The following is a 23,719-nucleotide window of genomic DNA, read 5'->3' as shown; positions in this document are numbered from 1 at the left end:
GCCGTCAGGCGACCTTGGCGTGGTTGGCGCGGTTCGTCCAGCGGGTCAGGGCGGCGCGCAGGGCCTCGGGGTCCAGGGGCTTGACCAGATGGTCGTTCATCCCCGCCTCAAGGCACAGGCGGCGGTCCTCGGAGAAGGCGTTGGCGGTCAGCGCCAGGACGGGCGTGGCGTCGCCGGCGGCGCGGATGGCGCGCGCGGCCGTCGGGCCGTCCATGCCGGGCATCCGCATGTCCATGAACACCAGGTCGTAGCGGGCGCGCTTCAGGGCGGCGACGGCCTCCTCGCCGGTGGCGGCGGTCTCGACGGTGCAGCCCTCGCGCCGCAGCAGGGTGCGGGCCAGAAGGGCGCCGACGGGGTTGTCCTCGACCAGCAGGACGCGGATCCCGGCGAAACGGGCGGGGGCGACGCGGTCGTCCTCGGGCGCGGGGGCGGCCGTCTCGGCCGGAGCGGCGCCGGCGGCGGCCAGGACCCGTTCGGCCAGGGAGGCGCGCCGCAACGGCTTGATCAGATACCCCTGGTACCCCGCGCCGCGATAGCGGGCGATCAGGTCGCGATCGGCCGGGCGCAGCAGGACCACGGCGCGGCGGCCGGCGGGGGCGGGCGCGATCCCGCCGGCCGAGGCCAGGGCGTGGTCGACCAGGACCACGGCGGCGTCCGGGTCGATGCGTCCGCCGGCGGCCTGGACCTGGGCGGCGGCGGCGGCGGCGACGAACGGATCGGGAGACCGCACGGCCACCGCCTGGCCCTCCAGCGGGCGACCGCGATCGACGGCCACCGCCTGGAACGCCGCGGTCAGGCGAAAGCGCGCGCCAGGGCCGTCGGGCCGGTCCTCGACCGCGACCGATCCGCCCATGGCCTCGGCCAGGCGGCGCACCACGGCCAGGCCCAGGCCGGCGCCGTCGAAGCGGGCCGCGTCCGAGGAATCGACGTGGCCGAACTCTTCGAAGATGCGAATGCGGGCTTCGGCCGGCACGCCCGGGCCGGTGTCGTCGACGACGAAGGCCAACAGCGGCCGATCCTCGGTTCCCCCGGCGCGTTCCACGCCGATGCGCACGCCGCCGTCGGCGGTGAACTTGACCGCGTTTCCGGCCAGGTTGAACAGCACCTGGCGCAGCCGCCCCTCGTCGGCGACGATGTCGGGAACGTCGGCGGCGACGGACCAGGCGATCTCCAGCCCCTTGTCGTGCGCGCGGGCGCTGAGCAGTTCGGCGACGCCGCGCACCAGGCCCTCCACATCCACCGGCGCCAGGTCGAACTCCAGCTTGCCGGCCTCCAGCCGGGCGTAGTCGAGCAGGTCGTTGACCAGGCCCAGCAGGTGTTCGGCCGACTGGCGCGCGGTCTCGGCGTAGGCGCGCTGGGCGCCGTCCAGGCGGGTGCGCTGCAACAGGTTGATCATGCCGATCACCCCGTTCAGGGGCGTGCGCATCTCATGGCTCATCAGCCGCAGGAATTGGTGGGCCGGATCGACAACGGGCGCGCCGTGTCGCTCGGTGTCCTTGCTCGCCGCGCGTCGCGCCATGATCGCCTCCTTGCGGTGATCCTGGCCGCAAGGCGTTAAAATCCCGTCCCCTCTTCAGGAGGGCAGGAACGGCGCCTGGGCCGCGCCGTCCTCGCGCAGGCCGAAGGGCGGCGCGTCGCCGCGATGCATCGTGCTTCGGTCGAAGTCGGCCTGGGCGCCCGCCGTGGCGCGGCGATAGATCAGCGCCTCGGCGATGTGGCGGCGCAGGACGCCCGTGGCGCCGTCCAGGTCGGCGATGGTGCGCGCCAGGCGCAGGGTCCGGGTCCAGCCGCGCGCCGTCAGGCCGCCCGCCTCGCCCGCCCGCATCAGCAGGGCGCGCCCCGCCTCGTCCGGTGCGGCGAACCGATCCAGGGTCTCGCCGCCGGCGCGCGCGTTCAGGCCCTGGTCCGGATCGAGGCCGGCCTGGCGCGCCCGATCCTCCTGCGCCGCGCGGGCGGCGGCGACGCGGGCCCTGGCCTCCGCCGTGCCTTCGGCCGGGGGCGGCAGGGCCATGTCGGCGGCGGTGACAGGCGGGGTCTCCACCGTCAGGTCGATGCGGTCGAACATCGGGCCGGAGATGCGGTTCTGATAGTCGCGCTGGCAGCGCGGGGCCTTGCCGCACGCCCCGCGCCCGGCGCCGCCCAGGCCGCACCGGCAGGGATTCATCGCCGCCACCAGCTGGAACCGCGCCGGGTAGCGGACGTGGGCGTTGGCCCGCGCCACCACGATCTCGCCCGTCTCAAGCGGCTGACGCAGGGAATCCAGCGCCTGGGCCGAATATTCCGCTGTTATGGCGCAAACACACCTAGCCGCGCGAGTGCCGCCGTGGGGCGTAGAATGCGCGGGTCGGTAGCCGATCCGAACTTAACCGCTTAGCGAACGCATGGAGACCGACCGAGCCCTAGGCTCGGCGTCGTCCTTTAAGCGAACTGAGCCAAGGTCGGGTCTAGAGTTCTCAACCGTTGCGCTAGGGTCAGCGTCAGATGGTTCAGGCCCTCACCATTGTTGAGGTAGGTCAGATAGCGATGGTGCATTACGTCGGAAGGCACGTCGGCACTATTCTGCGTGATTGGGATCACCGTCTTGCCGAGTGTGTGCGCAATTCCGGCTTCGTAGAAGACATTCGGATTTCGACCAGTGTAGTCGCACACCACGATCTGGCTTCGAAAAATCAGGTCGAACACGTCTTGGATAATGGTCGTGTCTTTCCAGATGTCATCGGCGCGTTGCGCGTAGAACCATTGGGTCTGACTGCACGCGCTTTTGATTGCTTCATAGACTCCGGCGAAAGATGGCCCGAACGGCATCATGACCGCGACCAACTTAGCGTCCTGCGGGTGGGTCGGAACCTTAAACACGGTCGGTGAGAAACGGATTGTAGGACCGAGGCCAGGGATCGTAGAGATATTTGGGCCGCTCTCGCTGAAATGCTCGATGATGTAGTCTTCGATCAGCTTAAGGTTGTCAGGATCGTTTCGAACCATACTGCCCACCACCGCCAGACAAGCTTCCGGGTAATCGTCATCACCGAAACTCAGGCTGCGGAGAAGTCGAGGGTGGTTTTGCACGATACTGTCACATCCGGTCAGGAAACCCAGTTCAGTCCAATTGCCGCCGGTGAAATGCTCCCCCATGAAGCGACCGATGGGGACCAGTTTCTTAGATGTTTCAGGGTCGAGATAGGACATGCCTTTGGATACCACCGGCGTTGGAGACGCAGAAGGTGCCTATTCGAACAGCCACGGATTCGCGAGGAACATACGAATCTCACTTAGAAAGTGGCGGCGCGAACCGGGTTCGCGCCGTCAAGTAGGATGAGCAATAGCGAGCGAGGCGCTGGGAGGCGGCTTTACGCCACAGCATCACGAGGTATGGCAGACGCGCGAGCACCAGTAGCAACCGTTGGCCCGGCGATAGTAGCGGCGGGCTTCGGCCACAGCAGGGACGCAGTTGGTGAAGTCACCCAGATAGCGTCTATTGATTTCACCGGGGAGATAGTTGCACGACGAAGTGTGGACCTCGTTGTCCCCCTTCGATTGAGCATTGGTGTTGACGTAGTATCGCATTGTTTTTCCTTGGCGGGCATCCCGCGCGAATGGAGTAGTCGGCGACCCGCCTAAGCGAGTCACCGAAAGGCATTACCGGCGCGTGGGAAGTACGGGGCGCCCTGGAAAGCTGGGCGGCACGCTAGGCCGGGTCGGAAAGGAAGGTCCCACCGGGCGTGTGGGGACCGACGGAATGATCGGACGTTGCGGAACTTCCACCATCGTCGCCCCCGTCAGCGGTCGCTATTGGGGGTGCGATGAGTCGGCTTCCACGTCGCGCCCGGCGACGTCGTCGGGGGCAGGCGGTGGTTGTCCGGCACGGTCGTGTAATTGGGCCGGGCGCCGCCACGCGGGCCGATTTCTTGGAAGATGCCGCCGTTGCGGCCAGTGCTCGATCCAGGCTTGTGATTGGCCATGGGTAGGGTCTCCTGATGAATCCCTCCACGGGATTCACATCGAAAAGGAGACGCTGTGGATAGATCGGCTTGCGTGCTAAAGACGCGCGGGCAATCTGATTCGCACAGCGTCGTATCTCGGTGCTGTCGAGAGGGGGGCGGTCGGTCCTCGGCCTCAGAAACTTTGGCCCGCCGCTCCTCTCAGCCGTTTCGGCATCCCCCTGCCCTTGCAGGTCCCCACCAAAACAATCGTTCTTAGTTCGTTCCCAGCGCCTCCCTTGGCGAATCTGTGTTCAATAAGACTCAGCTACGGCGCCTTTTGTAGCGAGTCTAGCGAATTAGACGGACTTACCCACAACATGTTGTGGTGGAAGAATTGTTAACCACCGATGTGTCGTCCAGCCTCAATCAGTTTGGCTGATTCGCAGCTTGAGTGGGAGTCCGCCCGCCCAGCGAGCGGGAATTTCCCGTTCAGCAAGAATATAGAGGATATGGCTACGCTTGCTCCGGCAGCTTGCGGCCATGTCCAGCCGCCACGAAATCCGCGTCGCACTCGAACGCGACTACAGCCTCGCCTTGGGTGAGTACGAGCGAGCCGAGGAGCCTGCCGAGCGAACTGTCGGCCTGAAAGCCCATGCTGAAGCTGATCGGCGTATCCAGGCCCGCAAGCAGGTCCTGCGCGAGAAGATGGAGCGCTTGGACTACCTGCTTCGTCTCCAGGTCGATCCGGAGTGGACGCCCCACCACCTGACGCCCCTATATCCGCGCAGGACGCGCCGGAAGGGCTCCATCGCCAAGGCCAGCTTTCAGGCCCTTCGTCGATCCGAGGAGCCGATGACGACCCGCGAAATCACCAAGGCAATCGCAGGCGCGATGGAAGTTGATGTCGACGATAACGGCGCGATGGGCAAACTGGACAACGCCGTCAGAACGTCCATGAAGGAGCGGGTCAAGGATGGCGCCGTTCTGGAGATCGAAGGGCGCCCTATGCGGTGGCGGCTTGTGAGTAGGCCGAAATGGGCGCCGTCGGCCGTCCCTTACGCTTCAGCGTCAGCGCCCTTAGTCCGCGTCGACGGTTTATCGAACGCAGCCATTCGGGCCGTTTCTGCCAATATCCTACGAGTTCAGCGTCAGGACGCAGGTCGAGGGCGCGCTTCATGATCATGCGGAACTGCTGACCATTATCCAGCCGGCGAAAGTCGTCGCGCCAGGACAGTTCATCGGCGAACCGCTGAGCATGATTGCCGCTGGTACGCAGGTAGACCCCCCGCGTAGCGCGCCGAATGCGACTGTGCTGCGCCTCAACCAGATTGGTGTGAACACCATCCACCATCAGGCCGACGCTGTGATTGACCGTCGAGTGTTCGGCGAAGTGCATGAAGTAGCGCGAGTACGCCGGGGACTCGTCGGTCACGACATGAGCCGCCGGGTTCACCGTCCGTTTTATGTGGGGGTCGGCATCCTTCTCTGTCGGCACTACCCAGGCGCGGGAACGCCCTCCGATCCGACGTTCACGCGCGGTCACGATCGTATGTCGCTTCGTATTGAACTGCTTACGGCCATCCCTCTTTCGATCCTTAACGAGGTTTTCCTGGCGCACGGAACCACCGTCGTAGAGGCCGTCGATGTCCACCTCTCCGGTCAAGACGGTTTCAGCCTGCATGGAGGCCATCACGCGCGACAGTTTCTTGTGCAGGACGAAGGCGGTCTTGTAGGAGCAGCCGAGGTCACGGCTGAGCCGCAGGGCGGCGTAGCCGTTCACGCCGTTCACGAACAGCACCACGGCCAGCATGATGTCGGCGAAGGACATCTTCCGGCTGCGGAAGACCGTTCCCGACGTAACAGTGAACTGCTTGTCGCAGCCCTGGCATTTGAACAGCCGGCGGGCGCGATACTCGTAGGCGGCGACGACTCCGCAGCGTGGGCATTTCGGCTCCCCATCGCTCTCGGCAAACCGGATCGACTTGAACATCGCATACGCCTCCTCCTCGCCCAGGCGGGCGATGTCGCGGACGGAGATCGACCGCGCCTTTGCTGAGAGGAGAAAATGCTGACTCAAATCGTCCTTTCCGTGCGAATGACATCATATGTGGTGTCGTTTGCACGGAAATTCGCGACGTTGTCAACCCAAACGTCACCAATTATGATGACGTTTGCTGCGGAGATTGGTGATGCCTGGATCGATTCCTGAAGACGAGACGCTCGCTGACGATTTCGATTCCAAGAAAAATGCAGCCGATTTGGAGGCGCAGGGCGCGGCGGTCGCCAAAGCCCTGCTCCGGGCTGAGATGGCGAAGCGCCGACTTACCTATGAGTCCCTGGCTGCCCTGATGTGGGACTTCGGCATCGAGGAAAACGAGCGAAACCTGCGCAACAAGCTGTCACGCGGTTCCTTCTCTGCGGCTTGGTTCTTTTCGGTTATGATGATGATGGAGGTGAAGTCTTTGGACTTCTCCCACGCCTACGACTCAGTCTCGGATGTGCTCAGCGCGTAGGGCTCTACCGCTGGTTTGGCGCTGGCCGAAACGGACGAGGGCTAAGTTATGCTTATTGTGGCAATCGACGTCGGCGGCCCCGAGAAAATCGGCTGGGCCTCTTCAAACGGCCGGTCCGGCACAGGTCAGGACTTAGACGCCGCTCTGCATGATGTGGCGGACGCGCTCAATCAGGGCGTACCCGTCGCGCTCGGGTTTGAGGCTCCGATTTGGACGCCCCGCCGTGAAGACCTGAAGCGGATCACGAGCCGCCGGCTGGGCGCTGAGATCACGTTCAATCGAGCGTGGTCCGCCGGCGCCGGCTGCGGGGCTCTCGGCGCCGCGCTGGGCCTCATGCCGTGGTGTTTTTCTCAGATCGCTCGGAACACCAATCATCGATTGGCGACCACCAGTCCGATCGCATTCCAAGAGCGGGGCAAGGGCCTATTTGTGTGGGAGGCTTTCGTCTCCGGCCACGCCAAGGCCGTCACCCACATGGACGACGCCTCGCTGGCCCTGGCGGCGTTTCAGGCGCGCGATCTGCTGGCGCCTAGCGATGTGCCGGACGAGCCGGCGATCAACTTGGCGGCTGCTGCGTTGATGGCGACCGGCTGGACCCTTGATCCCTGGGAGATCAGCGGGGCGGGGCATGTGATCGCAGTGGGATTGAGTGGCGTCAAAGAAAAGGGCTTATCCCCTTCCGTCAGGTTCGCCTAAATCTGGCGCCTGTCCCTACTCGATGACGGTAATGCCGTCGGCCTTGGAAGGCGGCGGACCGTCGGTCCAGTGATAGGTCTCGGCCGTCCGCTGCATGGCCTGCATCCGTTGGGCGGGGACCGCAGGGATGTTCGTCGGCACCTCGGCAGACGAATCCGACGAGGCGAGGTCGATGGTGAACTGATACGGGCTACCGCCGAAGTTCACGTCCACCAGAATTGTGCGAACCACCCCTGAGGGGACCAGAAGCTGATCGGCGTAGATGAAGCCGGCCGTCGCCGTCCCCGGATCGACGGTCGTCGTCTGCAAGACACGCCGGCCCCAATCCGAGATGGCTTGGCGCAGGCCTCGTTCGATCAAGGTGCTGGACAGGTAGAACTCCCCGGAAGCGCGACGGAAGGCGATCTCTGTCCGACGAGGATGGTCCTTGGCGTTCTGATAGGCGAGGTATCCTTCGATGCCCGCGCTGATCCACGCGGCGGTCATCGCGCGCTCGGCCTCGCGTCTGGATTCCTGCCGGAGGTAGTTGAAGTCCTGCACGCGCACCGGGGCGCCGCCATCGACGTAGATGCGCACGTCCTCGGTCCCGATGTTGATCGGCTGTCCAGACGTGTTGAAGGCCGCCAGAACGAAGAACAGCTTGCTCTCCGCGTTGTAGCGGAGGTGCCTCAAGGCTTTCGAGGGTTGCTGGAAAGAGTTGGAGAATGGCCACTGCCGAGGCCGCAGAGCTACATCGCGCTGCGCGACTTGGTGGCCAGTGGAGAGCCTCGGAGCATTGGCGCGCTGCGGGACTCTGGGCGGATCACCCTGCGAAAGCTGGACATACTCTCCAGCCTCGACCCTCGGTGGAGGCACGCGAACACCCTTTCACGCCTCGACACACCGGCTGAGGCCGTGCGCTTCAACGCGGCCATAGAGTTCGTTCAGGGCGTTTGTTCGAAAGCCGACGATGAGGCGATAGCTCTGGCTATCGCCAACATGTCGGGGACCGGCTCCCTTCCGCGACTGCTACACCGGTTCATCAGGCGGGCTGATCGCCTCCCTGCGAATCCGGTCCCGGCCGGCGATGTCGAGCTACGCCCATTCACGAGCATGCGGGAATATCTCGATGCGGCAAGACGATATAGGAACTGCCTCGCCAGCAAGCTGGATCAGGTCGCAGCCGGCCGATTCGCCATAGCCGAGTTCAAGGACCAGGCGTTGCTGGAATTCCGTCAACTTACGGCCGGAGCGGGTTGGATGCTATGGCTGATCCACGGCCCCCGGAACGATCCCGCGCCGATCTCGGTCTACGAAGAAGCCGAGGCGAAGTGTGATCGCCTCGGCATCCCCCGCCAGAACGACGGTGCCGGAGGCTCCCCTTGGAGGAGCTACAGACACTTCTCGAAGACGTTGGATTGGGACTGACGGCACGGTCGGCACCTTTAGCCGGCCCGCCCATCATCGCAGATGTTCGAGCGTCCTGCCCTCGAACATCCGCATCATAAGCTCTGAGCGAAGGAAGTCGTCCTGATCGCCCCGCCAGAGCAGTTTCGCCCTATGTTCATCATCCTCGACCCAAACGAGGACGTCGAAACTGCCCCCCTCAAACAGAAAGACCAAGAAGAAGCACCCGTCATCGCTCACGGCGCGTCCGACATAACGAACTGTAAGACGGCTATCGAAAGACAGCGGCTGGGGTGCCGCCAACAAGGTAAGCCCGTTGATGAGGTTGGATGCCTCGTCCGCTCCACTGACAAACCCAGATGGACCGTGATTGGTCGGTGGTCTCCACGGCTGGTCGGAGGGGAACCGGTTTTGGACGTCTTGAAAGGTCAGCCACCGCTCCTTCGTCGGGTCAGTGATCCCTTCGTTTAGGTTTACGCGGGATGACGTCGTCATGGCGTTTTTGCCTTTGGAATAGCCGCGCGCCACTGGCCAGATTTACGGCCAAGCTCGGTGTGCGGGATTAGAAGATTGTCGGGCAGCGTCGAGACTTCGGCCGGCCTTAAAGCTACCGGTAGCCCATCGCGCGGAGGTGATCGTCATCCACGGTGATCACCAAGTCGGCATGTTCCGGTCCCCACGGTTTTGAAGCCAGATAGTATCCGTCGCCAACAGAGCGACAGCCGGGCACATATTGGATCAGCCCGTCGCTCTCGATCTGGGTCCAGATCATTTCGTCAGGATGCTCGTCCACTTCATCGGGATCGTCGAGGCGTTCGGCCTCGAACTCATCCCACCACTCGTCCTCGGTCATGCGCTGATGCTCCCGGTGTCGCACGCTGCGGCCAACCGTTTGGCGAAGTGAGCGTCCAGCCTGTCGCGCTGCCGCTCGAACCACGCCGCGCAGATTGCGTCTTGGGCGCCAGGGACATGAAAGGTGGTGTGGCAGTCCACGCCAATGAGCGAGACGCCGTTTCGTCCTTCCCACTGCAGGGTCGGCTTCCTGGCCCTTGACCTCGCGCAGGTCGGGCGCGGCGCCGCCGCCCGCCAGGGGGCCGGGCTCGGGCGCGCGCAGCACCTGGACGCCCTTGAAATGGTTGACCAGGCCGATCAGCGAGCGCGGCGCCAGGATGCGAGCGCCGCCCGCCCAGGCCGCTTCCGGCCCCGTCGCCTCCGGGCAGATCAGGCCCAGGCCCAGGGCGTCGGCCGCCACGGCGGCGGGCAGGGCGCCGCCGACCCGCGCGATCTGGCCGTCCAGCCCCAGTTCGCCGATGGCGGCCCAGCCGTCCAGGGCGTCGGGCGCGATCACCCCCATGGCCGCCATCAGGGCCAGGGCGATGGGAAGGTCGAAATGGCTGCCCTCCTTCGGAAGGTCCGCCGGCGCCAGATTGGCGATGATGCGCCTGGCCGGCAGGGCCAGGCCGATCCCGGCGAAGGCCCCGCGCACCCGTTCGCGGCTCTCGGCCACCGCCTTGTCCGGCAGGCCGACGATGTTGAACACCGTCGGCCCGTCATTGCCGACCAACTGGACCTCGACATCCACGCGCCGGGCCTCGACCCCGTCGAAGGCGACCGTGACGACCCGCGCGACCATGGCGTTCTCCTGCGTTCAGCAGGAACGAACCATGAACTTCGATCTAGCGCAAGTGGTGCCGCAACAACTCAGGCGGCGCGCTTCCTCTCGATCACGTCCCACATCGCCGCCGTGGCGTCGACGCCGGTGAAATTCTTCAGCTGCTGGGCCCCGGTGGGGGAGGTGACGTTGATCTCGGTCAGCCAGTCGCCGATCACGTCGATGCCGACGAAGATCAGGCCGCGCGCCTTCAGCGTCGGGCCGATAGCGGCGCAGATTTCCTTGTCGCGGGCGGTCAGCTCGACCGGGGCCGCCGTGCCCCCGACGCGCAGGTTGGAGCGGACCTGATCCTTGGCCGGGATGCGGTTGATGGCCCCGACGGGCTCGCCGTCGACCAGCAGGATGCGCTTGTCCCCGGCCGAGACGGCGGGAAGGAATTTCTGGATCACCAGCGGATCGCGGCTGCCCGTGGCGTGGATCTCGATCAGGGCCTCCAGGTTCGGATCGCCCGCCTTCAGCCGCACCACGCCCGATCCGGCCGCGCCGTGCAGGGGTTTCAGCACCACGTCGCCGTGCTTCTCGTGGAAGGCGACCAGGGCGACGGGGTCGCTGCTGACCAGGGTGGGCGGGGTCAGGTCGGGAAAGCGCGTGACCAGCAGCTTCTCCGGCGCAGAACGGACCTCGGCCGGATCGTTCACAACCAGGGTGTGGGGGTGAACCGTCTCCAGCAGATAGGTGGCGGTGACATAGGCCATGTCGAAGGGCGGGTCCTGGCGCATCAGGATCACGTCCACGTCCCGGCCCAGGTCCAGCCGTTCCCAGTCGCCGAAGGTCACGTGGTCGCCGACGGTCCGGCGCAGGGTCACCGCGCGGGCGCGGCAATACAGCCGGCCCTCTTCCAGCGCCAGGGTGCGGAAGTCATAGACCCACAGGCGGTGGCCCCGCTCCTGGCCCGTCATGGCCATCAGGAAGGTGGTGTCCGAGGCGATGTTGACGGCCTCGATCGGGTCCATCTGGATGGCGACCTTCAGCATCGCGGGTCTTTCCTTTTCAGGCCTATCGCGCTTCGCGCTACTTGAGGCCGGGCATTACGGAATGGGGGCGCGGCAAAGCTGGCGCAACCCCTCCTGCCGCTCATCCATGAGCGGAATAGTCAGTCCAGCTGTCGCGCTTCCTCGGGCAGCATGATCGGCACGCCCTCGCGGATCGGATAGGCCAGCTTGGCGCCGGCCGAGACCAGTTCGCCCGCTTCGCGATCATAGGTCAGGCGGCCGCGCGTGACGGGGCAGACCAGCACCTCCAGAAGGCGAGGGTCGACCGAGACGGGGGTGTTGAAGGCGTCGCTCATTGTTGGTGGGCCTATCGTGCTTCGCACTACTTGAGGCCGGGTTGTAGGCCAGCGTCAGGCGGCGAGCCAAGTCTGAGGAATGGGAGGCGTCACTGCATCGAATGCGGCGGGCCGTCCTCGCCGCCGTCGGCGGCGTCGATCCGCATCAGGGCGGTCAGGGCGTCGGCGCGGTCGGACAGGGTCAGGCATTCCAGCAGGGCTTGTTTCTCGGGCGGTTCGAACGGCAGGGCCATGGCCAGGCTGTTGACCAGCGCCTCCATGGGCGCGCCCTCGGCGGTGTCCCAGTCGATGTCCAGCGACCGGTTGGTCAGATAGCCGCGCAGGGCGTCCAGGAAGGCCTCGCGGTCGAACTCGGCGGTCTCCAGCGGCGCGATCAGGTCGGCGTCGTACGCCTCGAACGCCGCGCGCACCTGGCGATAGGGCGTCTTGACCGGCAGTTCCGCCGCAATGCGGAAGCGCGACACCCCGGTCAAGGTGATCAGATAGCGCCCGTCCGAGGTCTCGGCGAAGCTGGTGATCCGGCCGGCGCATCCCACCGGCGAAAGGCCCGGCAGGGTCGCCGATCCGCCCTGGGGCTGGACCATGCCGATGATCCGGTCGCCGGCCATGGCGTCGTCGACCATGTTCAGATAGCGCGGCTCGAAGATGTTGAGCGGCAGCTGGCCGCGCGGCAGCACCACGGCCCCCGACAGCGGAAACACCGGGATGACCTGGGGAAGGTCCAGCGCCCTGACATAGCCTTGCGGCATCTTCACTCCCGTATGGCCCTATCGTGCGCGGCCGTGCGAAACCCGATCAGGAAAACAGTATGGACGACAACCGGCGCCGCCCGTCGCGAGAGACGTCGGAAGTCAGGCCGGCCGCCTCGAAGATGGTCAGAAGCTGCTTTCTGGCCGCCTGGTCGTTCCATTCGCGATCCGCCTTGACGATGTGCAGCAGATTGTCGACCGCGCCCTTGAAGTCGCCCGCGGCGCTCTGGGCCTCGGCCAAGTCGAAGCGGGCCTGGCAGTCGTTCGGATCGGCCGCCACCTTGGCTTCCAGCTCGGCCGAACCGCCCGCCGGGGCGTTGGCCGACAGCGCCAGCTGGGCGCGCACGCTCTGGACCGCCGGCTCCTTGGAGTCCTGCGGCGCCATGGCGATGGTCTGAAGCGCCTGCTCGCGGTCGCCGCCGGCCAGATAGACCCGCGCCATGCCGGCGATGGCCTTTTCGTTCTCGGGCTCGATCGACAGGACGTGGGCGAAGGCCTGAGCCGCGCCGCCCATGTCGTTCAGCGACAGCGATTCCTCGCCCAGCTCCAGCAGTTGCGCGGTCTCGGTCGAACCCCCCTGGCCGCCGGTCAGCTTGTCGATGAAGGCCTTGATCTGGCTGTCGGGAATAGCGCCCTGGAAGCCGTCGACCGGCTGGCCGTTGACGAAGGCGTAGACCGTGGGGATCGACTGGACCCGCAACTGGCCCGCATAGGCCGGATTGGCGTCGACGTCGATCTTGACCATCTTCACCGCGCCCTTGGCGGCGCGCACGGCCTTTTCGAGCGCCGGGCCCAGGGTGCGGCACGGGCCGCACCAGGTGGCCCAGAAGTCCACGATCACCGGCTGGGTCCTGGACGCCTCGACCACGTCGGTCATGAAGGAGGCGTCGGTGCCCTCCTTGATCAGGTCGTCGGACAATGTGGGATCGGCGAAGGTCATGGTCGGGTCCGTCATCGGCTCGAAGGATCGTAACGGTCCAGATGGCGTCCGGATGCCTTCCCATCAAGCGGCGAATTGACCGGGGCCGTCCTGCCGCGCGCGCGACGCCTCTTCCGGGCGCAGGGTCAGGACGCGCGCCCCGCCCTTGGTCACCGCCACCGTGTGCTCGAACTGGGCCGACAGCCGGCCGTCCGCCGTCACGACGGTCCAGCCGTCGTCCAGGGTTCTGACCGCCCGGCCGCCCTGGTTCAGCATCGGCTCTATGGTGAAGACCATCCCTTCGCGCAGGGTCAGGCCCGTGCCCGGCCGGCCGAAATGCAGCACCTGGGGATCCTCGTGCATCTCGCGGCCGATGCCGTGGCCGCAGTAGTCGCGCACCACCGAATAGCCGGCCCGCCGGGCGTGGCTCTCTATCGCATGGCCGATATCGCCCAGGCGCGCGCCGGGGCGCACGGCGTCGATGCCCTTCCACATCGCCTGATAGGTGGTGCGCGCCAGTCGCCGCGCCGCCGCCGGAACGGCGCCGACCAGGTAGGTCTTGCTGGAATCGGCGATGAAGCCGTTCTTCTCCAGGGTGATGTCCAGGTTGACGATGTCGCCGTCGGCCAGCACATCGTCCGACGACGGCACGCCATGACAGACCACCTGGTTGCGCGAGCTGTTCAGCACGAAGCCGTAGCCGTACTGACCCTTGCTGGCCGGCCGCGCCTTGAGTTCGTCGACGATGAAGGCCTCGACGCGGTCGTTGATCTCCAGCGTGCTCATGCCTTGCAGCGCCAGCCCGTCCAGATGGGTGAAGACCGAGGCCAGCAGCCGGCCGGCCTCGGCCATCAGGGCGATTTCCTCGGGCGTCTTGGTCACGCGGCCAGGCCGGGCGTTTCGACCCCCGCGGCCTTCAGCTCGCGGGCCGTCAGCTCCTGAACGCTGAGCCCGGGGTTCAGTTCGGCCAGCATTCCCAGCCTGATCCAATAGGCCGCCTGGCCGTTGATCGACCGGCACGACGCCTTGCTGGCGCGCCGCAGCTGCTCGTGAAGTTCGTCCTCGATGTTGACGATGCCCATCCGGCGCCGCACCTCTATGATTTGCATATGATGCATATATCTTTCGCATATCGTGAGGCAAGCGTCGCCTCGCGGGAACTCGCCTTGCGGGCCTATTGGCGCTAAGGGCGCGGCGATGCCGTTCACCGCCCCCCCCTTTCAGGCGACCGTCCTGACCATGTTCCCCGAGGCCTTTCCCGGCCCGCTCGGCGTGTCGCTGATCGGCACGGCCTGGCGCGAGAAGGGGCTGTGGAGCCTGGAAACGGTTGACATCCGCGCCTTTTCCACAGATACGCGCGGCTTCCTGGACGACACCCCCGCGGGGGGCGGCCCGGGAGCAGTGTTGAAGGCGGACGTTGTGGCTCGGGCGGTGGACAGCCTGCCGGGGCCGGGGCGGCCGCTTTTGTACATGAGCGCCAGGGGCAGGCCCCTGACCCAGGCGCGCGTCAGGGAATGGGCCAAGGCCGACGGGATCGTCGTGCTGTGCGGCCGGTTCGAGGGGGTGGACCAGCGGGTGCTCGACGCGCGCGGGTTCGAGGAGGTCTCCGTCGGAGACGCGGTTCTCGCCGGCGGCGAGGCGGCGGCGATGGTGGCGATCGAGGCGTGCGTAAGACTGATCCCCGGCGTGCTCGGCTCAGGCGAAAGCCTGTCGTCCGAAAGCTTCGAGGACGGGCTTCTGGAGCATCCGCAGTACACGCGACCGCGGACGTTCGAGGGGCTGGATATTCCCGAGGTGCTGCTGTCGGGCGACCACAAGAAGGTCGACCAATGGCGCCAGGCGCAACGGGAGACGACCACGCGGGAGCGGCGTCCGGACCTCTGGGCGGCCCATCTCGCTCACCACCGCAAGGCTTGACCTTGCGGACCTGCGGGGTTCGCCCCGCCAACTGACAGCTAAAGGGCGGAAAAGCCCGAGGAGAATGACATGAACATCGTCCAGCAGCTCGCTGCCGAAGAAAAGACCCGCGTTCTCGGCGAACGCCAGATTCCCGAATTCCAGCCGGGCGACACCCTGCGCGTCAACGTGCGCATCAAGGAAGGCGAGCGCGAACGCGTCCAGGCCTTCGAAGGTGTCTGCATCGCCCGCGACGGCACGGGCGTGAACGAGACCTTCACCGTCCGCAAGATCTCCTTCGGCGAGGGCGTGGAGCGCCGCTTCCCGATCCTGTCGCCGAACGTCGAATCCATCGAGGTGAAGCGTCGCGGCGTCGTTCGGCGCGCCAAGCTCTATTATCTGCGCGACCGTCGCGGCAAGTCGGCCCGGATCGCCGAACGCCAGACCGTCCGCCCGGCCAAGGGCGCCGTGGTGCCGGAATCCGGCACGGCCGACAAGGCCGGCGACGAAGCCTGATTTCGGCTTCGACCCTGAAATGAGAAAGGCCCGGCGGCGACGCCGGGCCTTTTGTCCTTCTAGGTCGGATAGAGCGGACTGGAGGCGTCGCGCTGGCTCTGCAGGCTTTGCTTCAACGCGTGCATCTGGTCGTGGCCGGCCTTCACCGCCTCGTAGTTCCGGCGCACCGTCTCGCGCGTGGTGGCCGAGATCTCGCCGTCGCGCAGGGCGCGTTCGAACTTCTGGGCGATATAGCCCTCGCCGTTCTCGATGGAGCCGACGACGGAATCGTCGTTGCGCAGCAGGGCGTGCTTGACGTCCAGGAAGGCGCGGTGGGCCTTGGCCAGGATCGAGCCCTCGGCCTCCGGATCGCCGCCCATGCCGCGCACGGCCGCGGACAGGTCGTCGACGACCCGGCGACGCTCTTCGGCCCGCCGTTCGAACAGGGTGCGGTAGTGCGGGTCCTGCGTCTCGGTCGCCGCCTCGCGATAGCCGTCGGCGCTGTCCAGCGTGGTCTCGATCAGGCCGTTCAGGACCTTGATGTCATGATCGTTGGGCGTGCTCATCTCGATCGCTCCTTTTGCGGTCGAGGATGAAACCCGGAGCGACGGGGCCCGGTTGCGTCAAAGTTTCGTGCGCAGCGACCACAGTTCGGGAAAGCAGCGCCGCGTCAGGGTCGAGGCCAGATAGGCCACCCCCTCGGTGCCGCCCGTGCCGCGCCGCCGGCCGATGATCCGCTCGACCGTGACCACGTGCTTGTGCCGCCAGGTCAGCAGGGCGTCGTCCAGGTCGACCAGCTTCTCGGCCAGCTGATACAGCGGCCACCAGCGTTCGGTGTCGCGATAGACCTCCAGCCAGGCCGCCTCGACGCCCTCGGAGGGTTCATAGGGCTGGGTCACGTCGCGGTTCAGCACCTCGGCCGGGACCGGCAGGCCGGCGATGGCCAGTTGGGCCAGGGCGTCGTCATAGAGGCTGGGTTCGGCCAGGGCCGCCTTCAGCGCCGCATGGGCCTGGGGCCGGTCCTCGTGGAACCTCAGGAAGGTCGGGTCCTTCAGCCCCAGCAGGGTTTCGAAACGCCGGAACTGGTCGCTCTGGAAGCCGGAGGACGAGCCCAGGACGCCCCGGAACTTCAGATAGTCGGCCGGGGTCATGGTCGACAGGATGTCCCAGCTCTGGGTCATCACCGACTGGATGCGGCTGACCCGCGCCAGGCTCTTGTAGGCGGGGACCAGGTCGCCGACGCGGATCAGCGACTGGGCCAGGGCGACCTCGTGCAGGATCTGCTTGAGCCACAGCTCCTTGGTCTGGTGGATGACGACGAACAGCATCTCGTCGTGCTGGTCGGACAGCGGATGCTGGGTCGAGAGCAGGTCGTCCAACGCCAGATAGCCGGCGTAGGTCATGTCGCTGGAACGGGTCATCGTGCGCCTATCGCCCGGCGGCGGAGCGGGCGCAAGGGCGGCGCCTCAGTCCAGGCCGGCCAGGAATTCGAAGATGGCGGCCTTGGCCTCCGGCTCGTCCAGCATGGGGGCGTGGCCGACGCCGGGGATTTCCGCAAAGGCCATGTCGGGGGCCGCCTTGCGCATCTTTTCCGCGATGGCGGGGCTGAGCAGGTCCGAGGTCGCGCCCCGGATCAGCAGCGTCGGGCGCTTCTTCGCCAGCCGCCGGAACCACGGCCACAGGTTGGGGACCAGGGCCTTGGCCCCCGCCGCGCGGATGGGCGCGGAGATGTCGGGATCGTAGTCCAGCACGATCTCGCCGTCCGGCTGCTGGCGGAAGACGCGACGGGCGAAGGCGTCCCAGTCCGCCGGGCCATAGTGCGGAAAGGCCGCGCCGTTGGTGCGCTGGACATAGGCGGCGGCGTCGCTCCAGTCGCCGATCTCGACCGGCTGGCCGGCATAGGCGGCGATCCGCGCCAGGCCCTCGGCCGCCACCTCCGGCCCGACGTCGTTCAGGATGGCGGCGGCGATGGCGCGCGGCCTGATCGCCGCCAGCGCCATGGTGATCAGCCCGCCCATCGACGTGCCCAGCAGGACCGCCCGCTCGATCCCGGCCTGGTCCATCAGGGCCAGCACGTCCCTGGCGTAAACGTCGGGCGTATAGGTCATCGGGTCCGGGGCGCGGTCCGACAGGCCGCGGCCGCGCACGTCCACCGCCAGCACGCGCCGGCCGCTCTGGGCCAAGAGGGGCGCGACGGCCCCGAAGTCGGCGCTGTTGCGGGTCAAACCGTGGATGGCGATCACCGGCGGCTTCGCGGCGCCCGAGCCGGGCGCATAGTCCCGCGCGAACAGGCTGAGGCCGTCCGGCGAGGTCCAGCGACGTTCGGCGAAGGTCCCGGAGGCGGTCATGGCGTCATCTCCCTCGTTTTCCGCCAGCGTAATTCATCGCGGAGGGAAATGCGATGCGGCGCCGGCCGCGTCAGAGGCGCAGGCGCCCCTGCACAAAGGCGTCCAGGTCGCCGCCCTCGAACAGCAGGCCCTCAACACCCGCGCGCCGCGCCGCCTCCATGTCGCTGCCCCGGTCGCCGATCAGGATGGACCGCGCCGGGTCGATGTCATGCTCGACCACGGCGCGCAGGATCATGCCGGGATTGGGCTTGCGGTCGGGATGGTCGGGATGGCGGTAGCGCTCGACCACGGCGTCGGCGTGGAACGGACAGGCGTAGACGGCGTCGATCCGCGCGCCCTCGCTCGCCAGCCGCGCCGTCAGCAGGGCGTTGAAGGCGTGCATCCGGTCCTCGTCGAACAGGCCGCGCGCGACGCCGGACTGGTTGGTGACGATGACCGTGCGATAGCCGGCCGCGTTCAGCCGCCGCACCGCCACCGCCGCGCCTGGGATCAGCTTCAGGTCCTCGTCCCGGTGCGGATAGCCGCTGTCCTCGATCAGCACGCCGTCGCGATCCAGAAAAGCGCCGGGATGGCTCAACGCCCGGTCTCCAGCAGGGCGGTGAAGGCGGTCATCAGGTGATACAGGGTCGAGGCGGGCACGGCCGTGTCGGCCGGGCGTCCGTCGGCGTCGTAGCTGTCCATCCACAGGCCCGGCGTCTCGGTCGCCAGATGGACGTCGAAGATCCGTTCGGTCAGGGCGGCCGCCGCGTCCGGGTCGAACAGCAGGCAGGTGCGAAGGCCCTCGGTCTGGGCCCACAGCCGCCAGCCGGCGTCGACCGGCCGGCCCTGGTCGTCCATCTCGCGGATCAGGAAGCCGTCGCGCCGGCCCTGATCCCAGGCGCGGCGGTGCAGGGCGGGGGCGGCCTCGGCCGTGTCCAGCCCCAGGGGCTCGGCCTGGGTCAGCAGCCAGGCCCATTCCTCCAGATGGCCGGGCTCGACGATGTGGCCGGTCCGCGGGTCCGGGGCCCAGGTCTCGGTGAAGAATTCGCGCAGGGCGCCGTCGACCTGGAAATGGGCGCGGCTCAGGCGCAGGCTCTCGCGCGCGGCGGCTTCGAACGCCGGATCGGGCGCCGTCGCCTGCCACGCCAGCATCGCCTCCAGCAGGTGCATGTGCGGGTTCTGGCGGCGCGGCAGCCGGGCGGGCAGGGCCTCGTTCCAGCCGCCGTGAGGCGCGGCCATCGACGCGTCGATCGCCGCCAGGGTCTCCAGCGCCAGCGGCCGGGCGCGCGGATCGCCCAGCACCCGGTGCGCCGCCGCCAGGGCGAACAGGACGAAGGCCATGTCGTAGAGGTCGGGCGTCGGATCCGTCACGGCGCCCGCGTCGTCGGTGGCCGAGACCCACAGGCCGTCGTCGCGGCGGCAGGTCGCAATCAGCCCGTCCAGACCCGCGCGGGCGACCGCCCGGCCCGCCTCGAAGCCCAGGGCGGCGGCTTCGCAGAAGACATAGACCTGGCGCGCCTGGACCCGGGTGCGGCGCCGGGCGCCGGGCGCCGGCCGGCCGTCGAAGTCCAGCAGCTCCCAGAACCGGCCCTGGTCGTCCGCCCCCCGCGCGGCCCACAGCGGCAGGGCCTGGTCGAACAGCCAGTCGGCGACGCGGGTCCGGGCGGCGGATAGATCGGTCATGCCCTCGGCTTAGGCGGTCCGGCGGCGCCCGCCAAGGGGCGGCGTCGCCCAGCCGCTCGTTGCAAAGGGCAACGCGAAGTGACGCCCCGCGGTTTGGTCCCTCCGCGCGGGTTTGCTAGGGACGACGATCCCTGCGGCCCGATGCGCGCCGCCGCCCGACTCTGCGTGGAGAGCGAACCATGATCCCCTTCATCGACCTTCAGGCCCAGCGCCTTCGCCTCGGCGGCAAGATCGAGGCCGCCGTCCAGGAGGCCGTGGTCGGCGGCGCCTGGGTCATGGGCCCGCAGGTCCGCCAGTTCGAGGCCGACCTGGCCGTCTTCGGCCGGGCCAGGCACGCCCTGGGCTGCGCCAACGGCACCGACGCCCTGGCCCTGCCGCTGATGGCGTGGGGGATCGGGCGCGGCGACGCGGTCTTCGTCCCCAGCTTCACCTTCGCCGCCACCGCCGAGGTCGTGCCCTGGTTCGACGCCGAGCCGGTCTTCGTCGACGTGGACGAGAACACCTACAACATGGACCCGGCCGCGCTGGAGCGGGCCATCGCGGGGATCAAGGCCGAGGGGCGCCTGACCCCGCGCGTGGTCATCGCCGTGGACCTGTTCGGCCAGCCGGCCGACTATCCGGCCATCAAGGCCATCTGCGACAGGCACGGGCTGAAGCTGATCTCGGATTCGGCCCAAGGCTTCGGCTGCACGGTCGGCGGCGACCATCCGCTGAAATGGGCCGACGTCACCACCACCAGCTTCTTCCCGGCCAAGCCGCTGGGCTGCTACGGCGACGGCGGGGCGGTGCTGACCGACGACGACGAACTGGCGCAACTGATGGATTCCGTGCGGGTGCACGGCAAGGCGGTGGCGGTGGACCTGAAGGACCGCACCTTCGACCACGACCCCAAATACCTGAACATGCGGATCGGCCTGAACAGCCGTCTGGACACCATCCAGGCCGCCGTCCTGATCGAGAAGCTGAAGGTCTTCGGCCAGGAGATCGAATGGCGCAACCGCATCGCCGGCCGCTACAACGAGGCCCTGCGGCCCCACGTCGCCAAGGTCCCGGACGTGCCGGCCGGAAACATTTCCAACTGGGCGCAGTACACGATCGAGCATGCCGACCGCGACGGCCTGGCCGCGCATCTGAAGGCCGAGGGCGTGCCCACCGCCGTCTATTATCCGATCCCGCTGCATCTGCAGCCGGCCTATGAACACTATCCGCGCGGCGAAGGCGGCCTGCCCGTCACCGAACGGCTGAAGGACGTGGTCGTCAGCCTGCCCATGCACGCGGACCTGGACGAGACGACCCAGGACAAGGTCATCGCCGCCGTCGCTTCCTACAAGGGTTGATCCCATGCCGAGCTCCCTCCCCTTGAAGACTGGCCCCCTCAAGCTCGGCGTCGCCGGCGTCGGCGTCATGGGCCGCAACCATGCGCGGGTCGCCGCCGACATGCGCGAGTTCGACCTGACGACCCTGTTCGATCCCGACGCCGTGACGGCCGAGGGCGTGGCCGCCGCCTATGGGGCCGCGCCGGTCACGACGGCCCAGGCCTTCGTCGACGCCGGACTGGACGCGGCCGTGGTCGCCACACCCAACCGCTTCCACGCCGACATCGGCGTCGCCCTGCTGGAAAAGGGCGTCCACGTCCTGGTCGAAAAGCCCATCGCCGCGACCGTGGCAGACGCCCAGCGCATGATCGACGCGGCCAGGGCCAATGGCCGCGTCCTGATGGTCGGCCAGGTCGAACGGTTCAATCCGGCGGTCGAGACGGTCAAGCGCGCCGTTCAGGACGACGACATCATCTCCATCCAGATCACCCGCGTCGGCCCCTTCCCGCCGCGCATGGGCGAGGTCGGGGTGGTCATCGACCTGGCCGTGCACGACATCGACATCATCCGCCACCTGACGGCCTCCGAGATCGTCGAGGTCCAGCCGCAGCTGGCCCGCACCCGCGCCGAGCGCGAGGACACCGCCCTGCTGCAGTTCCGGCTGGACAACGGCGTGATCGCCCACATCACCACCAACTGGGTCACGCCCTACAAGACCCGCACCCTGCAGGTGGCGACCAAGTCCAAGTTCGTGGTCGCCGACCTGATCACCCGCCAGGTCACCGAATATTTCGGCCAGCAGCCCGACGGCTCCTATTCGACGCGGATGCTGAACAGCTGGCCGGCCGAGCCGCTGAGGAAGGAGCTGGAAGCCTTCGCCAGCGCGATCAACACCGGCGAGCCCCCGGCCGTCACCGGAGAGGACGGCCTGCGGAACCTGCAGGTCGCCCTGCGCTGCCTGGGCGAGGCCTGACCCAGGCGCTGCGACGCCGCGATCCTGACGCAAAGGTCCGGAAAAGACACACCATGCGCATCCCGACCGTCGTCTTGTCCGCCACGCTGGTTGTCGCCGCAGCCGCGCCCGCACGGGCGGATACGCGGTTTCTGGCCTACGACGCGGCGGACCGCGTCACCCAGGCGATGACGCGCGGCCTGACGCTGGAGGTCGAGCGCGGTCTGTTCGGGGCGGTGCGGCTGAACGGCCTGTATTCCACCACGAGCCGCGGCTCGGCGCGGCTGGAGCGCGGCGGGCCGGACGGGGTGCGGCGCGCCCTGGAGCCGGGCGCGTCCGAAAGCGACGTCTATGCGATCGCTCAGGAGGGCGACGGGCGGGGCCTGTCGCGCGCCCTGTGTCCCGGCGCCGATGCGGCCTGGCTGGTCGCGGGGCGGGTGCGCGCGGCGCGGCCGCTGACGATGCACGCCGTGGGCCGCTGGGCCGACGGGACCTTCCGTCACTGCGTGACGCTGAGCTACGCCTGGCGGGGCGAATGGGCCACGGCGCCGGCCCCGTCGCCGGTCGAATAGGCGCTCTCGCTTCTCTCGCCGCCGCGTTATGCTGGGGCGATGAGCACGGCTGTCCTCTCGTCCCGCGCGGCCCGACCCGGCCCGACCGCTCTGGCGGCGGCGGTCGTCTGCGCCCTGCTGTTCGCGGCCCTGGGAGCGCTTGTGGTGGAGCCGGCGCTGCATCGCCTGATGACCCTGACGTCCGCGCCGCGCCCCACGCCCGCGGCGTCGCGACGGCCGGCCCCGCCGCCCGTCAACGACCTGATCCTGTCCGGCGACTATGTCGGCGCGGACGGACTGGCGCTTCGCGTCGAGGGCGCGACCTTGGCGTTCGGGCAGGCGCGGATCGTCACCGCGCCGCACCGGCTGGCGGCCGCCTCCGAGCCGGTCGCCCAGGGGGTGTCCTACGCCACCGCCCTGAACACGCCGTCCAACGTCCAGATCGAGGTGCGGCGGGTGGCGTCGGGGGCGGCGCCGCTGTGCGCCGAGGGCGCGCCCGGCTGGCTGGCCCTGGCGGTGCGGGCCGACGGCGTCGACATCCTGCCGCTGCGGGCGGGCGACCCGCCGGGCGCGAACCGCTCGCCGACCGCCCTGTGCCCCGTGCGCGCGCTGGGCCGCCGCTGACCATGGGGGGCAAGGCCGGCCTGCTCGGCGCCCTGGCCGGCGCGGCGGCGGCCCTGCTGACCTGGCGGACGCCCGTGGCGGCCGATCTCGCGCCCCGCGGCGCGGAGGCGGGGATCGCGGTCCGCCTCCTGGACAACGGCTTTCACACCGACGTGGCCCTGCCGCGCCGGGCGCTGGAGGCGCGGGGCGGGCCCCTGGCCCAGGCCGTGCGGTCCCTGGGGCCGGGCGACTGGGTCCGCGTGGGCTGGGGCGACGCGAAATTCTATGTCGACCAGAGCCCGATCCGGGGCCGGCTGCCGGACGGCGCGCGCGCCTTCCTCAGGCCGGGCAATCCGTCGGTGGTGATGCTGGATCCCGAGACCGGCGATCCCGGACGCAGCGCGGAACCCGCGCGGGTCGCCGCCCTGACGGTCTCGCCGGCCGCCTTCTCGCGCATGGCCGGACGGATCGAGGCGTCGCTGGCTCTTTCGGACGGGGCGCCGCGCCTGGCGGCGGCGCGGCCGGGCGACGACGCGCGCTTCTTCGCCAGCCGCGAGACCTTCTCGCTGGTCCATCTGTGCAACCACTGGACGGCCCAGGTGCTGGCCGCCGGGGGCGTGGGCGTCCGGCCTGTGCGGTCGGCTCTTTCGGCCGAGGTGATGGACGCCGCGCGCGCCGCCGCGCTGGACACCGGCGGCCGCGGGGACTAGACCGCCCGCCTTTCGCTTTTCCAGCCGGGTCCGAGCCCCGGCG

28 protein-coding genes and 2 pseudogenes are annotated in these 23,719 nt (G+C 68.1%); 10 read left to right on the top strand and 20 right to left on the bottom strand.

The genetic code is table 11. The features are described from left to right. Positions 1–4 precede the first annotated feature (4 nt). The 6 genes and pseudogenes from M8231_RS13760 to M8231_RS13735 form a co-directional block, all read right to left on the bottom strand. Positions 5–1,519: a response regulator gene (locus M8231_RS13760; RefSeq protein WP_250201730.1), complete on the bottom strand. Its 1,515-nt coding sequence runs from the start codon at positions 1,517–1,519 to the stop codon at positions 5–7. Positions 1,520–1,573: 54 nt separating this feature from the next. Next, positions 1,574–2,281, bottom strand: a pseudogene (locus M8231_RS13755) (ATP-binding protein); the annotation flags it as partial. Positions 2,282–2,418: 137 nt separating this feature from the next. Beyond that, positions 2,419–3,186 (bottom strand): hypothetical protein, encoded by a 768-nt coding sequence (locus tag M8231_RS13750; protein ID WP_250201729.1) that lies wholly within the window; start codon positions 3,184–3,186, stop codon positions 2,419–2,421. A gap of 590 nt (positions 3,187–3,776) precedes the next feature. Continuing rightward, positions 3,777–3,959, bottom strand: a complete 183-nt coding sequence (locus M8231_RS13745; protein WP_250201728.1) for a YjzC family protein — start codon at positions 3,957–3,959, stop codon at positions 3,777–3,779. Between the two features lie 474 nt (positions 3,960–4,433). Continuing rightward, positions 4,434–4,685, bottom strand: coding sequence for a hypothetical protein (locus tag M8231_RS13740; protein ID WP_250201727.1), 252 nt, complete (start codon positions 4,683–4,685; stop codon positions 4,434–4,436). Between the two features lie 238 nt (positions 4,686–4,923). Next, the gene (locus tag M8231_RS13735) at positions 4,924–5,997 is read right to left on the bottom strand and encodes an IS1595 family transposase (protein ID WP_250201726.1); all 1,074 of its coding nucleotides are present in this window, start codon (positions 5,995–5,997) and stop codon (positions 4,924–4,926) included. A 112-nt stretch (positions 5,998–6,109) separates the two neighbouring features. Between M8231_RS13735 and M8231_RS13730 the strand changes: the two genes are divergently transcribed. Next, a complete protein-coding gene (locus M8231_RS13730; protein ID WP_250201725.1) occupies positions 6,110–6,433 on the top strand; it encodes a DUF6471 domain-containing protein in 324 nt (107 codons plus the stop codon). A 48-nt stretch (positions 6,434–6,481) separates the two neighbouring features. Beyond that, on the top strand, positions 6,482–7,129 hold the full coding sequence (locus M8231_RS13725; protein ID WP_250201724.1) for a hypothetical protein: 648 nt from the start codon (positions 6,482–6,484) through the stop codon (positions 7,127–7,129). A 15-nt stretch (positions 7,130–7,144) separates the two neighbouring features. Here the strand turns inward: M8231_RS13725 and M8231_RS13720 are convergent, their stop codons facing one another. Next, positions 7,145–7,705 (bottom strand): hypothetical protein, encoded by a 561-nt coding sequence (locus M8231_RS13720; RefSeq protein ID WP_250201723.1) that lies wholly within the window; start codon positions 7,703–7,705, stop codon positions 7,145–7,147. A 516-nt stretch (positions 7,706–8,221) separates the two neighbouring features. Between M8231_RS13720 and M8231_RS13715 the strand changes: the two genes are divergently transcribed. After that, positions 8,222–8,536: a hypothetical protein gene (locus M8231_RS13715; RefSeq protein WP_250201722.1), complete on the top strand. Its 315-nt coding sequence runs from the start codon at positions 8,222–8,224 to the stop codon at positions 8,534–8,536. A 33-nt stretch (positions 8,537–8,569) separates the two neighbouring features. Here M8231_RS13715 and M8231_RS13710 read toward each other — a convergent pair whose 3' ends face one another. The 8 genes and pseudogenes from M8231_RS13710 to M8231_RS13675 all read right to left on the bottom strand — a co-directional run bounded on the left by M8231_RS13710 (position 8,570) and on the right by M8231_RS13675 (position 14,261). Then, complete coding sequence (locus M8231_RS13710) at positions 8,570–9,043, bottom strand: hypothetical protein (protein ID WP_250201721.1); 474 nt, start codon at positions 9,041–9,043, stop codon at positions 8,570–8,572. Between the two features lie 511 nt (positions 9,044–9,554). Beyond that, a pseudogene (locus M8231_RS13705) lies at positions 9,555–10,148 on the bottom strand (magnesium chelatase domain-containing protein); the annotation flags it as partial. Positions 10,149–10,216: 68 nt separating this feature from the next. Beyond that, positions 10,217–11,161, bottom strand: coding sequence for a glutathione synthase (gshB, locus tag M8231_RS13700; RefSeq protein WP_250201720.1), 945 nt, complete (start codon positions 11,159–11,161; stop codon positions 10,217–10,219). Between the two features lie 119 nt (positions 11,162–11,280). Next, positions 11,281–11,475 carry a Trm112 family protein gene (locus M8231_RS13695; protein ID WP_249749501.1) on the bottom strand — a complete coding sequence of 65 codons (195 nt, stop codon included), beginning with the start codon at positions 11,473–11,475 and terminating at the stop codon, positions 11,281–11,283. An 89-nt stretch (positions 11,476–11,564) separates the two neighbouring features. After that, on the bottom strand, positions 11,565–12,224 hold the full coding sequence (locus M8231_RS13690) for an LON peptidase substrate-binding domain-containing protein (protein ID WP_249749502.1): 660 nt from the start codon (positions 12,222–12,224) through the stop codon (positions 11,565–11,567). A 46-nt stretch (positions 12,225–12,270) separates the two neighbouring features. Next, entirely contained in the window at positions 12,271–13,164 is an 894-nt protein-coding gene (locus tag M8231_RS13685) for a thioredoxin family protein (RefSeq protein ID WP_250201719.1), read from the bottom strand. Between the two features lie 63 nt (positions 13,165–13,227). Then, the gene (gene map, locus M8231_RS13680) at positions 13,228–14,025 is read right to left on the bottom strand and encodes a type I methionyl aminopeptidase (protein ID WP_249749503.1); all 798 of its coding nucleotides are present in this window, start codon (positions 14,023–14,025) and stop codon (positions 13,228–13,230) included. Continuing rightward, positions 14,022–14,261 carry a ParD-like family protein gene (locus M8231_RS13675; protein WP_430641131.1) on the bottom strand — a complete coding sequence of 80 codons (240 nt, stop codon included), beginning with the start codon at positions 14,259–14,261 and terminating at the stop codon, positions 14,022–14,024. Before M8231_RS13675 ends, map begins: the two co-directional genes overlap by 4 nt. Positions 14,262–14,340: 79 nt before the next feature. Between M8231_RS13675 and trmD the strand changes: the two genes are divergently transcribed. Both trmD and rplS read left to right on the top strand, forming a co-directional pair. Next, positions 14,341–15,060: a tRNA (guanosine(37)-N1)-methyltransferase TrmD gene (gene trmD / locus M8231_RS13670; protein WP_250201718.1), complete on the top strand. Its 720-nt coding sequence runs from the start codon at positions 14,341–14,343 to the stop codon at positions 15,058–15,060. Positions 15,061–15,129: 69 nt separating this feature from the next. Next, positions 15,130–15,555 carry a 50S ribosomal protein L19 gene (gene rplS / locus M8231_RS13665; RefSeq protein ID WP_250201717.1) on the top strand — a complete coding sequence of 142 codons (426 nt, stop codon included), beginning with the start codon at positions 15,130–15,132 and terminating at the stop codon, positions 15,553–15,555. 59 nt (positions 15,556–15,614) lie between these two features. On the opposite strand, the gene M8231_RS13660 is transcribed toward rplS, so the two are convergent. From M8231_RS13660 to M8231_RS13640, 5 genes are all read right to left on the bottom strand, one after another. Then, positions 15,615–16,100, bottom strand: coding sequence for a PA2169 family four-helix-bundle protein (locus M8231_RS13660; RefSeq protein ID WP_249749504.1), 486 nt, complete (start codon positions 16,098–16,100; stop codon positions 15,615–15,617). Positions 16,101–16,157: 57 nt separating this feature from the next. Beyond that, a complete protein-coding gene (locus M8231_RS13655; protein WP_250201716.1) occupies positions 16,158–16,955 on the bottom strand; it encodes a tryptophan 2,3-dioxygenase in 798 nt (265 codons plus the stop codon). A gap of 45 nt (positions 16,956–17,000) precedes the next feature. Beyond that, positions 17,001–17,882 (bottom strand): alpha/beta fold hydrolase, encoded by an 882-nt coding sequence (locus M8231_RS13650; RefSeq protein WP_250201715.1) that lies wholly within the window; start codon positions 17,880–17,882, stop codon positions 17,001–17,003. A 70-nt stretch (positions 17,883–17,952) separates the two neighbouring features. Next, positions 17,953–18,459 carry a D-glycero-alpha-D-manno-heptose-1,7-bisphosphate 7-phosphatase gene (locus tag M8231_RS13645; protein WP_250201714.1) on the bottom strand — a complete coding sequence of 169 codons (507 nt, stop codon included), beginning with the start codon at positions 18,457–18,459 and terminating at the stop codon, positions 17,953–17,955. Beyond that, positions 18,456–19,544 carry an AGE family epimerase/isomerase gene (locus tag M8231_RS13640; protein WP_250201713.1) on the bottom strand — a complete coding sequence of 363 codons (1,089 nt, stop codon included), beginning with the start codon at positions 19,542–19,544 and terminating at the stop codon, positions 18,456–18,458. Before M8231_RS13640 ends, M8231_RS13645 begins: the two co-directional genes overlap by 4 nt. Before the next feature lie 179 nt (positions 19,545–19,723). Here M8231_RS13640 and M8231_RS13635 point away from each other — a divergent pair, with 179 nt between their 5' ends. Genes M8231_RS13635 through M8231_RS13615 form a run of 5 tightly spaced genes read left to right on the top strand, consistent with a single transcriptional unit; the run spans position 19,724 to position 23,676 of the window. Continuing rightward, positions 19,724–20,881: a DegT/DnrJ/EryC1/StrS family aminotransferase gene (locus M8231_RS13635; protein WP_249749505.1), complete on the top strand. Its 1,158-nt coding sequence runs from the start codon at positions 19,724–19,726 to the stop codon at positions 20,879–20,881. A gap of 4 nt (positions 20,882–20,885) precedes the next feature. Further along, a complete protein-coding gene (locus M8231_RS13630) occupies positions 20,886–21,833 on the top strand; it encodes a Gfo/Idh/MocA family protein (RefSeq protein ID WP_250201712.1) in 948 nt (315 codons plus the stop codon). Between the two features lie 53 nt (positions 21,834–21,886). Next, positions 21,887–22,384 carry a hypothetical protein gene (locus M8231_RS13625; protein WP_249749507.1) on the top strand — a complete coding sequence of 166 codons (498 nt, stop codon included), beginning with the start codon at positions 21,887–21,889 and terminating at the stop codon, positions 22,382–22,384. A gap of 39 nt (positions 22,385–22,423) precedes the next feature. Further along, positions 22,424–22,987 carry a hypothetical protein gene (locus M8231_RS13620; RefSeq protein ID WP_249749508.1) on the top strand — a complete coding sequence of 188 codons (564 nt, stop codon included), beginning with the start codon at positions 22,424–22,426 and terminating at the stop codon, positions 22,985–22,987. A 2-nt stretch (positions 22,988–22,989) separates the two neighbouring features. Next, positions 22,990–23,676, top strand: a complete 687-nt coding sequence (locus M8231_RS13615) for a DUF2459 domain-containing protein (RefSeq protein WP_249749509.1) — start codon at positions 22,990–22,992, stop codon at positions 23,674–23,676. Positions 23,677–23,719 lie beyond the last annotated feature (43 nt).

It is taken from the genome of Brevundimonas albigilva (assembly GCF_023573565.1).
Lineage (GTDB): Bacteria > Pseudomonadota > Alphaproteobacteria > Caulobacterales > Caulobacteraceae > Brevundimonas > Brevundimonas albigilva.
This window is presented reverse-complemented; position numbering and strand designations above follow the sequence as displayed.